Genomic DNA, 15,184 nt, shown 5'->3' with positions numbered 1-15,184 from the left:
ATTCGCCGGCCGAAGGCATGACATTATACGCCACTTTCCCCTATGACTGCCCTTACCTTCCTGACCGGACGGCGGTTTCCGCCGTTTACGATCCGGGAGTGCCCGTTGACAGCCGCCTGTACGGGGAGCTGATCCGTTACGGATTCCGCCGCAGCGGCCCGAGGCTGTACCGGCCGCACTGTCCGGCCTGCAGCGCCTGCGAATCCCTGCGCATTCCCTCCGAACGGTTTCGGTCCGATCGCAGCCAGCGGCGCATCTGGCGGCGGAATGCGGACATTCAGGTCAATATCCGGCCCGCGGAACTCGATCCGGACCATTTTGATCTCTATCGCCGCTACCAGAAGGCCCGGCATCCGGGCGGGGAAATGGATTTCCAGGACCCGGAAGACTTCGAGCGCGCCTGCCTGAGCTCGCCGGTGGATACGCGTCTGGTGGAAATGCGGGATCCGGACAACCGGCTGCTGGCGGTGGCCATCACGGATTTCCTGCCAACCGGACTCTCGGCCATGTACACGTTCTTCGAGCCCACGGCCGAACGGCGCTCGCTGGGGACCTACGCCATCCTGTGGCAGATCGACCATGCCCGGGAGGCGGGCTATCCCCACGTGTATCTCGGCTATTGGATCCGGGAATGCGCCAAGATGGCTTACAAGAACCGGTTCCGGCCGGCGGAGGTCTGGACGGGAAGCTTCTGGCGGGAGCTGGAAGCGGAGGAATAGCGACGAACCGGGCAGGGTCGTGTCGTCCGGTATGAAACGGGGACCGCCGGGCGGCCCCGCTCCGGACCGTTACTGCTCGATCACGCCGCAGGCGATCCGGGGGCCTGCATCTCCGGCGGGATCGGTCATGTAGTCGTCGGCGCCTTCGTGGATCACCACGGCCGCCCCATTATCGTCGAGCAGCTCGTCGTTCATGGATACCTTCGGATTGAAGATGACCGCTTCCAGCTCGCCCGAATCGGGCACGTAGATATTGGGCATGTCCCCGGCGTGGTAGCCGTCCTCGTTCATGAAGCCGTGCTGGTGGTCTTTCGGATTGTAATGCCCGCCGGCGGACTTGAACGGCGGCTTGCATTTGCCCTTTTCGTGGATGTGGAAGGCATGGGTGCCCTCGGGCATTCCGTCGAGCTCGGCATGGACGAGGACGCCGTGCGGACTCTCCTCCAACGTTACCTCACCAACCTCCTCGCCGTCCTTGTTCTCGAGCTGAGCGGTGGCCTCTTCGGCCAGGGCTTGGCCAGCAGCCACAAGCCCGCACAGAAGCAGGACCGCAGCGGACAATCCCGGGACCGCACGTGCCATGATCGTGCCTCCTAATGCCCGGAAGCGCCTCAGCCGGACGGACTCCCGGACGCTCGCTGGAAGTGGATGCCATAGGATCTTCCGGCCCAACGTAAGACTTCCCGTCCACCCGTGTACAGCCGGATAGGAGCACCCCTTACGCCGCTGGGCCGGGCTCTATGGCGCCCCTTCCAGCCCCCCGATCTCCTCCAGGGTGCGCCGGTACGTGTCCCGTTCCTCCTCTCCGAACCGGACGGCGGCCAGGGCCGCATCCCGGGCCGCCTCCCGGCGGCCCCGTTCCTTGAGGACCACCGCGAGATTGTTCCAGGCCGCTGCCGCGCGGGGATGCTGGCGCAGGGCGCCGCGGAAGGCTTTCTCCGCGCCTTCCAGGTCGCCCCGCCGATAACGGCTGTTTCCCAGCCCCATCCACCCCCCGAGCTGCCCGGGCCAGCGACGGGTGACCGCGGCATAGACACGCTCCGACGCCTTGTCCTTGCCGGTACGTTCAAAACCGACGGCGGCCTCCAGAACATCCAGGGGCCCTTTGCCCGCCGGCAGGTCTCCGGGCGGAAGCACCACCAGCGCCCAGCTTCCCCCGCGGTCCCAGGTCCGCTCGAAGGTGGCCAGCGCCACTTCCCGCGCCGGCGTCCGCCCCGTGTGAAGGATGACCGTTCCGCGTGACAGGTCATAGCCGATGGCCACCGCAAAATGCCAACGCGGCCACCAATCCAGGCCGAGGTTCTGGAAAACGAGCACGGGATGGCCGGCACCCAGCTCGGCCAGCACCCCTTGCAGCTCCCGGACGGGAACCGCCAGGCGCCCGTGGCGCCTGGCCGCGGCGATAATATCGGTCCGGAAGCTGCCCGCACGCCCCGGTGTGAAAACCTGGGGGGCCACTTTTTCCTGCGCCACTTTTTCCCCCGACCAGGAGAGCACCATAGCCAAGGACGCCGGGCCGCAGTAATGTTCCTGCTGGGGATAGAACGGTACCCCGACCACCTCCGAGCGTTCCGGAAGGGTGCCCGAATCCTCGCGAAGCCCTTCGCTTTCAAGATGTGCGCACGCGGACAGCATGGCCGCGAGCAACAGGGCACACGCCCTCCGCAAGACCGGCCTCCGCTACGGCTTCTTGACGAAGGGGAAAACGTCGGTGAGCCCGGCGATATCGGTAATGAGCAGCAGGATGAAGACGAAAATGGCTCCGCCCACCAGGGTCCCCAGGGCATCGCCGCCCGCGGGCTCCCGCTCCAGCGCCCCGGCAAGGCGCCTCACCTCGGAGTCGGTGAGGCTGTCCACCCGGGAAGAGGCTTCCTTGGGGCTCACTCCCCACCGCTCCAGCTGCTGCCGGACATCGCTCCGGGCCAGGAAAGCCTGCACGCGCGCCCGCTTCTCCACCAACCGGGCGTCCTTCACCACTTGTTCCGTGGATACCAGACCCGCCTTCACCACCCCCATCGGCATGGACAGCAGCACGACCAGCACGGCGAGCGGCATGGCCAGTACAGGCCCCAATTTCTCTACGCGCTGCATGAGTGACCCCCTTGGCTTGGACGAGAGATTTACGGTGCCTGAACGGCTTGCGTAACGCTTACAGGCCCTTACTTCGACACTAGGGACAAAAGCACTCCCGGACAAGGAGAGCACAGCCGCCCACCGGTCCATCCCTGGCGACACCCCGCCTCCGTCTTCTTGCCCGAGGAGGATCCGCCTTGACAGCCGGTGGCTCCCCCGCCGTGATGAGTAACTGAGGCTCAAAAAAACAGACACCGCTTTCGCGAAGACGCCCACCCTCTCCCGTCGAAAGGCCGACAAGAGGTGAACATGCAGGTCTTTGCCCACATCGGGATACCGAAAACCCTGACCACCTCCCTGCAGAAGGACTTCTTTGCCCAGCACCCCGAAATCGCATACCTGGGGGTAGGCGCCGACGGCGGGATCGGCTACGCGGACGAGGAGCTCGAGCGCATCTTCGAGCACCTCCTCCTTTACGGACGGAGCGAAATTTTCGAACGGGAAAGCCAGGAGGCGAGGAAAAAGATCGAAGCGGAAATGGCCGAAGCGCGGCGTGCGGGGAAAGCGGCCTTCGGGGTGTCCCTGGAATGGCTCTCCTTCCGCTTTTCCGCCGACATGAGCGACACACGGCGCAGTGCCCATAGGCTCCGGACGCTTCTGGGTCCGGATACGAATATCCTGTTCACCCTGAGACGGCAGGACACGCTGCTCCACTCCCTTTACAACGAATACGTCAAGGACGGGCTTCCCCTATCCTGGAAGGATTTTCTTTCCTATATATACAAATTCAGGGAACGCAATTTCTTTCTGGATCTGTGCTACGACGAGCTGTACGAATCGTATGCGCAAGCCTTTGGTCCGGAACGAATCGAAGTGGCTTTCCTGGAGGAATACCTGGAAGCGTCCGGGGCTTTGCGGAGGCGAAACGGGCGCGAGGCCATCGTGGCGGATCTGTCCCGATCCCTGGGTATCGCACAGCATGACACCCCCTTGGCGCATCACAACCCATCCCTGCCCCGGGAAGCGCTGGCCGAGAAGCTCCGCCTCAACCGGGAATTGCGGCATGATTTCGGCAATCTGCTCTTCGAGCACGCCAGCCTGCACCGTCAGAGCGCCGCGCACGCGCGGGACAGGACCCTTTTGGATATCGATGTCTACGGAGACGTACGGCGGAAGAGAATGCTGATCGCGGAGGCCGATGCACGCAGCCGAGCCCGGCTTCCCGATACCGACGAGGTGCGCCCGGATCCCGACGATCCCGTTTATGGCTGGCTGCTGGAGCGATTCCGGGAGGCCAACCTCCGGCTGTCCCGGAGAATCGGCCGTTCACTTCCCGAGGGATACTATTTCCCGGAAAACGGGGCACCCGCCTTCTCTTAAACTTCCCCGTCCCGTGGGCATTCCGGGACGATTCCCTCTTACAGGAAGGCGCCACACATGGAAAAATCCATGGAGAACAAGAAAAGCTCGCGGAGCTTCACCGATGCAGGCAGGCGCTCCACCCAGGCAGTGAACTCCTGCCACCGCGGCCATCTCCCGCTCGGAATAATCCCACCAGGCTCCGGTCGGGCAGCAGGCTCCCCTCCTCCGGCTCCACGGGCCAATTCCAGGTCCACAGCCCCTTCCCCCGTCACCACCGTTACCCGGCTTCCCGCCCCGGCAATGACTCGGCCCGGCCGATCGCCACTTCCAGCGGGCCGCTCCCCACGATCTACCACCGACCGTATGGGGTAGTCCCGTTCCCGGAATCGGATATGGCAGTCCCGGTGCTCGGCAACCCGGGCAATGAACCAGGATGGTGCTCGCCAATCCAACAGTAAGGACTCGGGCGGCTCGGAGCCCGTTTGTCGCTTCCAGCTGAAATGGCAGGGAAGATTGGTGGACCGCATCCCGCCTTCGGGAGACCGTCCGGCCTTCATGGCCCGGATCACCTCGCTGTACATGGGCCGAATCCGTTGAGCCGCCCGCATTTCCAGATCCCGCCGGCCATCCCCTTCAAGAATCGGAATCTGCTCCTGGAGAAGGGGCGCCCCCGTATCGATTCCCGCGTCCAGGAAATGAATGGTGACGCCGGTCCTGCGCATTCCGGCCAGGAGCGCGCCGGGAATCGGATGCTTACCGCGCAGCTCGGGAAGAAGCGAGATATGGGTATTGAGCACACCCCGCGGAAACCGGCCCAGGAAGGACAGGGGAAGCAAGTCCCAGCGGGAGACCACGACTAGATCCACCTCGAGCTTGTCGATAAGCCCGGAGACCACGGGATCTTCGGCTTCGCCTGCCGCCGAAAGCCGCAGTGCGGCGGGAATCGGCCATTTGTCCCCGAATACCCTCTTGGTCCTCCGCACCCACAGGGCGGGACGGCTCAGGCCGGTGGAGGAATATTCAACCACCGCCTCTACCCGACCACCGCCCTCGTTGATGCCCTCGAAAATGGGCACCTGGAAGGGACTGCACCGGGTAAGCAGCAAGACACGGGGAGAATCACCACCTGACAAGCCCACCTCCCATTGCCGCCACGGCACTTCGGAAGACACGCAGGAAGTCACGCCGTGGATGAAACGGAAGCTCCATACCAGCCAATACGTGCAAATTTCCGTGGAATCAACCTCCATCCCACCAAAACATTGTAAATAAATTTGAAATCAGGGTTCATCCCGATCCAACCGTCAAAAAGTAAAGATACATACTGGCGGGGACCCATTCGGACAGAGCAGAAAGCGGAACTGCTCCGGGCGCCCGACAAAAGCCAAAAAAATGAGATTCCGCGTGCGGGGCTGATGACTTCGGAAAAAAGCGTCAGCTTCACCACCCCTTTTGATTGAACCGCATCGCAAGGACCTACCCATGAACGCCGTGGGCAGCCCCTATCTGCCGGACCCCGAGAAATTCCATGGCTATCTGAACCGGATCTACGAAACCGGTCGCCTTTCCAATAACGGACCGCTAGTCAGGGAGCTCGAGGAGCGTCTTCAGGACTTCCTGGGAATCCGCAACCTGCTCCTGGTGGCCAACGGCACGCTGGCACTGCAAGTGGCCCTTAAGGCCTTGAACGTGCGTCACGAGGCGGTAACGACCCCGTTCACCTTTATTGCCACCAGTGCGGCCCTGTGCAACGAAGGGGTCACTCCCCGGTTCGCGGATATCGACCCGGAAAGCCTCAACCTGTCTCCGGAGCGGATCCGGGGGCATGCGGGCCCGGGCACTTCGGCCCTAGTCCCAGTGCACGTTTACGGAAATCCCTGCGATGTGGAGGAGATAGAACGAATCGCGGCAAACAGGGACCTCGCGGTCATCTACGATGCCGCGCATGCCTTTGGCATAGATTACGACGGAAACAGCATCCTCCGCTGGGGGGATGCCTCGGTCCTCAGCTTCCACGCCACCAAGCTATTCCATACGGGCGAAGGCGGAGGGATCGTCTTTTGGGACGATCAGGCCCTGGAACGGGCGCGAAGCCTTATCAATTTCGGACTGGATCCGGGAAACGGCGAAATCAAGGAAATCGGACTCAACGCGAAGATGAGTGAGCTCCACGCGGCCATGGGGCTGGCTGTCCTGGAGGATCTTCCGGACATTCTCGCCGCCCGGAAAGAGGTACTGGAAACCTATGAAAGGGAGCTGCAAGGATGGGTGGAGTTTCAGGAATGGGGCCCAAAGGCTTCGAAAAATGGGGCGTACGCGCCGATACTCTTGAGCGATGTCAGCGAGCGGAAAAGAGTAGAAAAATACCTATCGGGAAATGGGATTGCATGTCGGCCCTATTTTTCACCAGCTCTACATGAGACCTCCCCCCTCCGGACCGGTACCGACCTCCCGAATGCGACGGCACAGGCCGGGCGGGCACTTTGCCTCCCGATCAGTCCCGGGCTGAGCAGAACGCGGGTGAAATCGATCTGCGACCGCATAAAAACGGTATTGAGCAATGAGTAAAATTCTATTCCTAGGCGGGAGCAGGAACCAGATGCCGCCGATCGAATATGCGAAAAACGAGAACCATTACGTGATCACCGTGGATTTCAAGCCCGATAACCCCGGTCACGCAGTGGCGGACGAGTACCACAACCTCAGCACACGGGATCATGAAGGAGTGCTGCATCTGGCTCGGGAAAAACGCATCGACGGGATTGTCGCCTACGCCTCTGACCCGGCGGCGCCCACGGCCGCCTTTGTGGCCGAAGAGCTGGGCCTCCCCGGAAACCCTTACGAAGCCGTAAGCACTCTGGCGGACAAGAAGAAATTTCGGGATTTCTTGCAAGCCCATGGTTTCAATAGTCCGAAATGCGAAGTCTTCTCGGATGTCCGGGAGGCCGGTGCATTCCTTTCCGAAATCCCGGGAGACGCCTTCGTCAAGCCGGCGGACTCATCGGGAAGTAAAGGAGTGACACGCCTCAAGGAGCGCACGGCTTTCGCGGAGGCCTTCTTCCAAGCGGCGGAGTTCTCGCCCACCGAGCGCGTGGTGATAGAGGAAGAAATCCCCAGAAGCGGATATCAGATCGATGCGGACGCATTCGTCGTGGACGGCGATCTGAGATTCTGCTGCTGGTCCAATCAGCATGTGGACGCGAACTGCAGCGGAAACGTTCCGGCCGGGATCAGCTTCCCTTCCACCCTGACGGCGCAGAAACAGGCCCATGCGGAGAAGGAAACGCAGCGCCTCCTGGATGCAATCGGCTTCCGGAACGGTGCGCTGAATATCGAGCTGGTCTTCACGGATACCGGTGAGCTGTACTTCCTCGAGGTGGGTCCCCGGAACGGCGGGAACCTGATCCCCGAGGTCACCCGGTACGCCACCGGCGTGGACATGATCAAGTATACGGTGGATGCGGCCTTGGGCCGGGATTGCAGTGATCTGGAAAACCGGCCGGTATCCGGATTCTGGTCCTCTTACATTATCCATTCCCGACGGCCGGGAAGATTCAGGGAGCTGCGCGTATCCAGCTTGCTCGAAGAGAAAATCGTCGAATGGGATCCGTGGGTGGCCGCCGGGGACCGCGTGAACGCATTCCAAGGGGCTCATCATACCTTGGGCACCTCGATCCTGCGTTTTTCCGACATGGAGGAGATGCTGTCGCTCATGGACGATATGGAAAGCCACATCGAAGTATGTACGGACTGAGCGGCGAAAACCGTGCAGCTACCGAATTCTTTGAAGAGCCTCCCCCATAGCCTTCCGGTCATGACCGAACGCCCCCGAATCGCGCATGTGTCCCCGGACGACAAGTTCCTGGATTCGGCCTACAGGTTTTTCGAGGAGGTTGCCCCGAATTCGAACCGTTTCCTGGTTTCTGCCGGAACGGACAGGACCCGATATATCCGGGAAGCGCCTGTCCGGCCCATAGGCCCCGCCCGGTTAAGGCACAGAAAATTCGGGGAGCAACTGCAGGAATACGATCTGGTGGTCCTGCACTCCCTGGATGCCTTCAACAAGGAGCTGGTCGGCCGGGCGCCGGCAGGGGTGAATTTCGCCTGGGTGGGAATGGGCTACGATTACTACGACCTGATTTCCGAGGGAGCCGATAAGCTCTTCACCGAAAAGACCCGGGCAATATTCGAGAAATGCCTCCGCCCCGGAGGTCTTCGCCAGGACTTGCAGCACTATCTGCGTAAGCTGACCCCCTGCCGCGGGGCTTCGATCACCAAGGAAGAGGCCGCGAGCCGAGTCAATTTCTTCTCCCCGGTAATCAGTCCCGAGTACCGGATGGTCGTGGAACGGATCGGGCACCCGCGGCCCGGCTTCCTCGACTGGAATTACAGCCTGAACGGCCGCTTTTTCGACCGTACCGAAAGCTGCCACGCAGTGTCCGGAAACGACATCCTTTTGGGAAACAGCGCGGCTTTTTCCAATAACCATGCGGAAGCCATCGATTTCATAGGAGAGATCGACAGCACGGAACGGAGGGTTATCTGCCCGCTCAGCTACGGCAATGCATGTTACGCGGAATTCGTTGAAAAGTATGGAAGAAGCACCCTGGGGGAACGGTTCGCGGCCCTGCGCCGGTTCTTGCCGCCGGACCGTTACCTGGAAGCTATACGGCCCTGCTCCAACGTGATCATGAACCACTTCAGGCAGCAGGCGGCAGGAAACATCGCCATGATGCTCTTCCTGGGCGCCAAGGTTTTCCTCAACGAGGAAAACCCGTTATTTGCGTATTATAGAAGCCTCGGAATACAGGTCTTTTCCATGGAGGAGCTGGCTTCCGACCCCGGTCTACTGGATTCCGACCTGCCTTGGTCGCGCGTGCTGCAGAACCGGAGCATCCTGCGGGAAATTCTGGGGTGGGAGGCGGGGGTTCGCAAAACACGCGACTTTATCGCGACCGCCATTGGCTAGCCCGTTTGCGGCCCGCTCGCTTCCGGGCCCGGGATGGGGCAGCCCGAGCCCTTCCCGGGCATATCCCATTGTGCTCCCGGGCTCAATCCGCTCGCCCGTTACATCCCTCCGAATTGCAGGCGCTCCGCCACCGCATCGAGCCCTTTCTGCGCGCAGGCCTCATCGATATCCCCGCCCGGCGCTCCGCTAACCCCGACAGCGCCGACCATGGTCCCACTGCCCATCTCGATGGGTAGGGCTCCGCGCGCGAACAGCAGACCCTCGACATGATTCAGGGTGCTGCCGGCCTCGGGCCGACTGGCTTCCAGCTCCTTGGTGGAAACGGAGAACATTACCGAGGTATAGGCCTTCTGTTTAGCGATTCGAAGGCTCACCTCCGGGGCGTAGACATCCCGCATTACCACCTGGGTATCCCCGTTGCGATCCACCACTGCCGCGGTGACCTGATATCCCTTATCCCGGCAGGCCTTCACCGCCGCCTGGGCAATGTCCCGGGCAAGCTCCATGGACATGCGCTTAACCGACATGAAGTCCTGTCCCGCCGTTTGCGCCTGTGCACCGAACGGTAGCAGCAGGCACGCGGCCAGCATCGCTTTCCAAATCCTCTTTCCGATTTTCTCGGTCATACCCATCCTCCTTTGCTTCCATGCCCGCCCGCAGGCATTCCGATGCCTGGGGCACTACCTGGAGACCCCACCTCCGATCGAGCTCCTTCTCCCAGAATCGAAGCCCGCGAGAGCGGAGACCTCCGCGTCACTCCGCACCGGGACCGGCATCCTCACGGGCCTTCATTCGGAACCCGCCCACCAGGCCCAGCACTCGCCTTCGCAGTTCTTGACTGCATGCAGCCGTGTCCACTGCGCCGGATCCGTTCCGACCGCACTCCCCGCCGAGCCGCCAGACCTTGTGCCTGTACCCCGAGAGCAGGCCGGTCCAATCAGGACATTCGGGTCCTGCGAGGGCCACCACCAGATCCCACGCGGCCGCTTCGGTGGACGACCACGGAACCGGTTCGGGCAAGGGACCGGGCAGATCCGGTGGAAGCAGACGCTTCGGGGAAGGCGGCTCGGCCTCCCAGGCCGCGGCCCCGGCCTCCACCCATCCGTCTCCGAGGTACCCGGCCCAGGCGGCCGCCATCCCGGAAAGCTCCCCCCGCTCCGGATCCAGGAACAATATCCGCCCTTTACGCTTGTACATACCCTCCCCTCCGATATCCCTTCCCGGGAAACGGTCGAACCGATGCATCCAGGCGGGTATCCTGTGGAGTCTTTCGGCCAATGACAACCGGTTTCACCCAGGAGAAGCCATGATTGGCGCATTCCCGAAACCCGTACTGGGCTTCGTCGCCTATAGCGGCACGGGCAAGACCACGCTCCTTACCCGCTTGATTCCCCTCCTGCGGGAGGCGGGACTGCGCGTCGGACTGGTAAAGCATGCCCATCATGGCTTCGACCCGGACATCCCGGGCAAGGACAGCTATCGCCTGCGCAAGGCCGGAGCCGCGCAGACCCTGGTCGCCTCTCCGAGGCGATGGGCGCTGTTCACCGAGGAGCCGGAGGAGGGAGAGGCTCCCCTGGCGGCAATGCTGGAACGTTTGGATCCCGGGCGGCTCGACCTGGTGCTGGTGGAAGGCTTCCGTGGAGAGGACATCCCCAAGATCGAGGTGCACCGGCCCGCCCTCGGACAGCCCGCCCTGTATCCCGAGCTGGAGGGCATCATCGCGGTGGCCCTGGATGCACCTCCGGAACTGGATTTCGGGAACCTTCCCCTGCTGGATATCAATCGGCCCGAAACGGTGGCCGCTTGCATTCAGGTAGAGATGCGGGAAGGCCGCCTTCGAGCCGGCGTATTCGGGGAGGACCCCCAATGCTAGAGCAGGAGTTCAAGCTCCAGGTCACGCACCAGGAGCGGTTCGAGGAAATCGCCGGGGCACCGGAAGTTCGCTCCCTGTCCGAGGGTCCCGAGCGAACGATCGAGATGACCGCGGATTACATTGACACCGCCGGCCTCCACCTCCTGCAAGCAGGCTATGCATACCGGGTACGCCGGGAGGGCAGCCGATGGGTGGCGACGGTCAAGGCGGATGCCGGGGAGAATGCCGGGGACGGCCTTCATCATCATCGGGAATGGGAGGCCCATGTGGACACTCCGGAGCCCGATCTGGGGGTCTTCGCGGATGCGGAGCTTATCCAACGACTGCGGGCCCTGCAGGGCGACCTGCCGCTCATTACCCTGTTCCGGGTGGACATGGTGCGCCGGGCTCGCGACCTCCGGCTTGAAGGGGGTACAACAGCGGAATGGGCGGCCGATCGAGGCACCATTGTCGCGGATGGCCGGGAGGACCCTATCTGCGAGGTGGAGCTCGAGCTGAAGGACGGCTACCTGGGGGCCCTGCAAGAGCTGATAAACACGCTACAGTCGAAATATCCGTTGGAGCCAGGAGCCCGGACCAAATTCTCCCGGGGGCTGGCCCTGGCCGGCCTCGGACAGTCCACGAACGAATGAAGGCCCCGGGCCCGGGATGTCCAGTAGCGTTCCCGGGAACCCCCTACCGGAATGATAGAATCGGCCGCGCAGTCCGGCTGCGGATTCGAGCCCAAGCCGGGTAAGCTCTCCCCGTTACTGGCATGAGGAGCGGTTGGCGCTTCCATCACTCCATACCCGCCTGCCCCTGGAATGGTCCGAGGACCTTCCGGAGCCCGTGCCGCCAACGGAGAAGCCCCGTTTCGGCCGGTACCTGGAAGTCCTAAGGGAGCATCCCGATTCGCGGCCCCTCGGTCCCGAGGAGCCCGATCCGGTGGGACTAGCCGCTCTCCAGCACATCCCCGGGAGCCTCCGGCTCCGGTTCCTGGATAAGCTCTATGCGGCCTTCCGCCCCACGGAGCCGGCGCGCCTGGACCGTTTCATCGATGCCTATCTGCTTCTGGCCCGACAAGGTTTCAGCATCCTGCCCATCCGCAGCCGAAGCCGCAGGCGGCTCGCCCAGGCCACTACCCACGCGCTCGAGCTGATGCAGATCCTGTTCCGGGCCCATTGGCATCAGAACCGAATTCCGCCAAGGGAATGGTGGGCCCGCTTTCTCGCCACCTTCCGAGGCGCCGGGGCCGCACATCTTTTCGCGGTACGCGGCCCCTCCCTGGTAGGGGATACCGCCACCACCCCGCTGCGGCCGTCGGCCCGCCTCCTTCTGCAGGCCGCCACCAACCCCCACGCCTGGGAAAGCGAGCTGCACGCCCATCTGGAGCAGTTCCTTCAACTGCTCAGCGAGGATGTACTCCTTTTCCCCGCGGCCTCCCCATCCGCGTACGTGGAAAGCCGCCGGGGCCGGTTCGTATTCGATGCCGCCGGGGATCAACCGCCGGTACTGCCCGACGGCCTGGACCCCCGCAAGCCCACCGCCAAGGCGCACGCACCGGATTGGTGGATCATCGATGCCAGCCGGGCCCTTTCCCGGCTTACGGAGCTTCGCCGGAACCTGGACCTCGGAGCGGCTCCAGCCCGGCTACACCCCCTCCTCGCGGAGACGCCCGAGGCTCCGCGGCGCATCCTTCTGCAACGCCTTGAGCGGATCCTGGGAAGGGGGAACCGGCGGCGGAGAACACCGCTCCCCGTCCCCAGGCCAGTACATGTTGCGGTGGGCATGGAACAAGCCGTCCGGCATTGCTTCGCGGGTCGCTGGAGCCGGTCCGGCGACCCTGCCACCCTGAAGGCCAACGTTCGCCTCCAGAGCGAGGTCCTCGCCCATCCTTCCGCGACCCCGGAGGCAGGAGGCTGGGAGGCCGTGGAGTGGGACGAGGCGGGGATCCGGCTTCGCGGCCAGGGAGTTGGAAGTGGCACGCTGGTGGGCAAACCAGTCCTGATCCTCGACCTGGAGGAAAGCCCGGATACGTCGACGCCACGCATGCAGGCAGGCTTGGTCCGCTGGCACCAGGACCTTCCCGCATCGGGCGGGGTACAGGCGGGTGTGGAGCTCCTCCCGGGGCACCTGCATGACGGCTGGTGCCGGATCTCCTGGAGCATGGGGAATGCGCTCCAGGAGCAGCCGGTGCTGCTTCTGACCCAGTCGCAGGGGCCCACATCCATGCTCATGCCCGCGGGCCTTTTCCGTTCCGGGGCCCCGTTCAATATCCGCATCGACAACCGGGACCGGCTCGGGGAAATGATTCAGCTCGCGGAGCCCGGCGTGCATTTCGAGCATGTCCATGTCCGGCTCAAGGACACGCCGTAGGGGCCCCGGCCGGGAATGCATGACCAAAAAAACGACGGCCCGTACAGGCCGTCGTTTTTTTCCTGGTGCCGAAGCCCTTCCCGTACTAATTCTGCTCCAGATACTCCAGGTCGGAGGCCTCGGGCTCACCCAGGCGCCAGGAGCCACGGGTCTTGGCGTGGCGCACCGCAGCGTTGAAGGCGGCGGAATCCACATTCCACATGATCTCGAATTCCTGGCTCGGGAAGATCAGGTCCGGATCGTTGATCTTGCCGCTGTTGAACTTGTAGATCAGGGGCCAGGCAAAGGGGTTGCCGTAGATGGCGTCCGCGGATGCGACATCCCACAGCGTGTCTCCCCGGCCCACCTTGTACAAGCCCTGGTCATCGGACTGGATGATCAGCGTGCCGTTGGCCACGGATTTGCGCTCCCCGGCCATACGATCACCACCTTCCCGGTCCCGGCTGGCGTCCTGCTGGCCGGCCTTGGCGGCGCCGACCCATTCCTCCTCGGGGAAATCGCCGCGCTGCTTGGCCGCTTCCTCGGCCTTCTTGTACTCTTCCTGCTCTTCTTGGTACTGCTCGAGCCCCTTCTCGGCCTGGAACTTGGCCTGCTCCGCCGCGTCGATGGCCGCCTGGTAGTCACCCTGCTCCAGGCTGTTCTTGGCATTGTTCAGGATACCGAGAGTGCTTTTCCAAAGCCCCCAATCATCCGTTTCCTGCTGGGTCTTCTTGACCGCAGCTTCGGCCTCGGAAACGGCCTGGGCAGCCTTTTCCTGCATGCTCATCTCGGCCTGCTCCGCAGGCGCTTCCTCGGTTGGCTGGGAGGCGCAGCCACCCAGGGCCAAGGAGGCCCCCAGCACCATCCCGCCCAAATACAGGAGTCGGTTCGCTCGGATCATAAGCCCGCACACTCCTCGCTGAGTGGTTTCTAGGAATCGGCGTTGCCGATGACCCTATCAAAAAAGGAAACGGGTGCCCAATTCAGGACACCCTTTTCCCAATCACTCACCGGAAGTTTTGCCGGAGACCCAGCTGGCTTCGTTGAAATTGCCGCTATTGCTGGCGGTCTTCGCGGCGACCTGGAACTGGTCCTGCTCCTCGCGATACTGGGCCAGTCCTTTGTTGGCTTGAAAGCGGGCCTGGCGTGCAGCGTCGAGGGCGGCCTTGTAATCACCCTTTTCCAGGCTGGCCCGGGCATTGCCCAGGATTTTCTTGGTGCTCTTCCACAGGCCCCAGCCATCGGTTTCGGTGCGGGTTTTCTCCACGGCGGTCTCGGCCTTCGCGACGGCCTGCTCGGCCTTCTCCGCCATCCCCATCTTGGTGCCGTCCTGCCCGGCGCAGCCCGCCAGAATCAGTGCACCACCGAAAACGAGACCGAGCATCTTGGCAAAAGGCTTCTGCTGGATCACGGAACCTGCTCCTTCCCGAGGTTTGCATTTTTGGAGACGACGTCTCCCTAGAACAAAGAATGAGGCCCTTGATGCACCCTCTCGGCAGGCGAGCTCCTCCTTTGCGTACCCCTAAAGAGGAAATGCCCATCGACAAAACAAAAGCAAGGCCCTTCGCGCTGTCGATTAAGGACTTGCGTTTTCCGGAATCCAAATCCTCCCCATTGTGGTTGCTCCCCCCAAACAAGCCCGGCAGAATACCGCCCCGTTTCCGAAGCAGGATGTGCGCCGGGCGCTGTCCTCCACGGCGAGGAAGATTCGGACAAAACGACGTACCCTTGCGGGCTTTTGAAGTCGAAATTACGCCCGCCCGGATTGCAGTGTCAACACTACACGGACATTTCATGCGCAGGGAACATAATTCCTTTAAAAATTACTTATAGTGGCCTTCAAGCATTTTATGC

General features: G+C 62.7%; 16 protein-coding genes. 8 read left to right on the top strand and 8 right to left on the bottom strand.

All coding sequences use genetic code 11. The annotated features are described in order from the left end of the window. The first annotated feature begins 17 nt into the window (after nucleotides 1-17). The gene (locus ACERLL_RS08085) at nucleotides 18-719 is read left to right on the top strand and encodes an arginyltransferase (protein ID WP_373655570.1); all 702 of its coding nucleotides are present in this window, start codon (nucleotides 18-20) and stop codon (nucleotides 717-719) included. A 69-nt stretch (nucleotides 720-788) separates the two neighbouring features. On the opposite strand, the gene ACERLL_RS08080 is transcribed toward ACERLL_RS08085, so the two are convergent. The 3 genes from ACERLL_RS08080 to ACERLL_RS08070 form a co-directional block, all read right to left on the bottom strand. After that, nucleotides 789-1,301, bottom strand: coding sequence for a superoxide dismutase family protein (locus ACERLL_RS08080; RefSeq protein ID WP_373655569.1), 513 nt, complete (start codon nucleotides 1,299-1,301; stop codon nucleotides 789-791). A 156-nt stretch (nucleotides 1,302-1,457) separates the two neighbouring features. Continuing rightward, nucleotides 1,458-2,387, bottom strand: a complete 930-nt coding sequence (locus ACERLL_RS08075) for a PA2778 family cysteine peptidase (protein ID WP_373655568.1) — start codon at nucleotides 2,385-2,387, stop codon at nucleotides 1,458-1,460. Nucleotides 2,388-2,399: 12 nt separating this feature from the next. Beyond that, a complete protein-coding gene (locus ACERLL_RS08070) occupies nucleotides 2,400-2,810 on the bottom strand; it encodes a PA2779 family protein (protein WP_373655567.1) in 411 nt (136 codons plus the stop codon). A gap of 291 nt (nucleotides 2,811-3,101) precedes the next feature. Between ACERLL_RS08070 and ACERLL_RS08065 the strand changes: the two genes are divergently transcribed. Beyond that, the gene (locus ACERLL_RS08065; protein WP_373655566.1) at nucleotides 3,102-4,172 is read left to right on the top strand and encodes a hypothetical protein; all 1,071 of its coding nucleotides are present in this window, start codon (nucleotides 3,102-3,104) and stop codon (nucleotides 4,170-4,172) included. A gap of 38 nt (nucleotides 4,173-4,210) precedes the next feature. Here ACERLL_RS08065 and ACERLL_RS08060 read toward each other — a convergent pair whose 3' ends face one another. Continuing rightward, nucleotides 4,211-5,287 carry a formyltransferase family protein gene (locus tag ACERLL_RS08060; RefSeq protein WP_373655565.1) on the bottom strand — a complete coding sequence of 359 codons (1,077 nt, stop codon included), beginning with the start codon at nucleotides 5,285-5,287 and terminating at the stop codon, nucleotides 4,211-4,213. Nucleotides 5,288-5,636: 349 nt separating this feature from the next. Between ACERLL_RS08060 and ACERLL_RS08055 the strand changes: the two genes are divergently transcribed. From ACERLL_RS08055 to ACERLL_RS08045, 3 genes are all read left to right on the top strand, one after another. Continuing rightward, nucleotides 5,637-6,722, top strand: a complete 1,086-nt coding sequence (locus ACERLL_RS08055) for a DegT/DnrJ/EryC1/StrS family aminotransferase (RefSeq protein ID WP_373655564.1) — start codon at nucleotides 5,637-5,639, stop codon at nucleotides 6,720-6,722. 31 nt (nucleotides 6,723-6,753) lie between these two features. Continuing rightward, nucleotides 6,754-7,908 (top strand): ATP-grasp domain-containing protein, encoded by a 1,155-nt coding sequence (locus ACERLL_RS08050; RefSeq protein WP_373655563.1) that lies wholly within the window; start codon nucleotides 6,754-6,756, stop codon nucleotides 7,906-7,908. Nucleotides 7,909-8,187: 279 nt separating this feature from the next. Then, nucleotides 8,188-9,123: a TDP-N-acetylfucosamine:lipid II N-acetylfucosaminyltransferase family protein gene (locus tag ACERLL_RS08045; protein WP_373655562.1), complete on the top strand. Its 936-nt coding sequence runs from the start codon at nucleotides 8,188-8,190 to the stop codon at nucleotides 9,121-9,123. 98 nt (nucleotides 9,124-9,221) lie between these two features. On the opposite strand, the gene ACERLL_RS08040 is transcribed toward ACERLL_RS08045, so the two are convergent. Continuing rightward, entirely contained in the window at nucleotides 9,222-9,713 is a 492-nt protein-coding gene (locus tag ACERLL_RS08040; protein WP_373655561.1) for a GlcG/HbpS family heme-binding protein, read from the bottom strand. A 163-nt stretch (nucleotides 9,714-9,876) separates the two neighbouring features. Next, nucleotides 9,877-10,320: a hypothetical protein gene (locus tag ACERLL_RS08035; RefSeq protein WP_373655560.1), complete on the bottom strand. Its 444-nt coding sequence runs from the start codon at nucleotides 10,318-10,320 to the stop codon at nucleotides 9,877-9,879. Nucleotides 10,321-10,429: 109 nt separating this feature from the next. Here ACERLL_RS08035 and mobB point away from each other — a divergent pair, with 109 nt between their 5' ends. The 3 genes from mobB (at nucleotide 10,430) to ACERLL_RS08020 (ending at nucleotide 13,351) form a co-directional block, all read left to right on the top strand. Continuing rightward, nucleotides 10,430-10,996, top strand: a complete 567-nt coding sequence (gene mobB / locus ACERLL_RS08030) for a molybdopterin-guanine dinucleotide biosynthesis protein B (protein WP_373655559.1) — start codon at nucleotides 10,430-10,432, stop codon at nucleotides 10,994-10,996. Next, nucleotides 10,990-11,628 carry a CYTH domain-containing protein gene (locus ACERLL_RS08025; RefSeq protein ID WP_373655558.1) on the top strand — a complete coding sequence of 213 codons (639 nt, stop codon included), beginning with the start codon at nucleotides 10,990-10,992 and terminating at the stop codon, nucleotides 11,626-11,628. Before mobB ends, ACERLL_RS08025 begins: the two co-directional genes overlap by 7 nt. Nucleotides 11,629-11,761: 133 nt before the next feature. Next, complete coding sequence (locus ACERLL_RS08020; RefSeq protein WP_373655557.1) at nucleotides 11,762-13,351, top strand: hypothetical protein; 1,590 nt, start codon at nucleotides 11,762-11,764, stop codon at nucleotides 13,349-13,351. An 85-nt stretch (nucleotides 13,352-13,436) separates the two neighbouring features. On the opposite strand, the gene ACERLL_RS08015 is transcribed toward ACERLL_RS08020, so the two are convergent. Further along, entirely contained in the window at nucleotides 13,437-14,231 is a 795-nt protein-coding gene (locus ACERLL_RS08015) for a LysM peptidoglycan-binding domain-containing protein (protein ID WP_373655556.1), read from the bottom strand. Between the two features lie 102 nt (nucleotides 14,232-14,333). Continuing rightward, the gene (locus tag ACERLL_RS08010; protein ID WP_373655555.1) at nucleotides 14,334-14,741 is read right to left on the bottom strand and encodes a hypothetical protein; all 408 of its coding nucleotides are present in this window, start codon (nucleotides 14,739-14,741) and stop codon (nucleotides 14,334-14,336) included. Nucleotides 14,742-15,184 lie beyond the last annotated feature (443 nt).

Source organism: Thiohalorhabdus sp. Cl-TMA (assembly GCF_041821045.1).
GTDB lineage: Bacteria > Pseudomonadota > Gammaproteobacteria > Thiohalorhabdales > Thiohalorhabdaceae > Thiohalorhabdus > Thiohalorhabdus methylotropha.
Note: the sequence above shows the minus strand (reverse complement) of the source record. Positions and strands in the feature narration are given on the sequence as shown.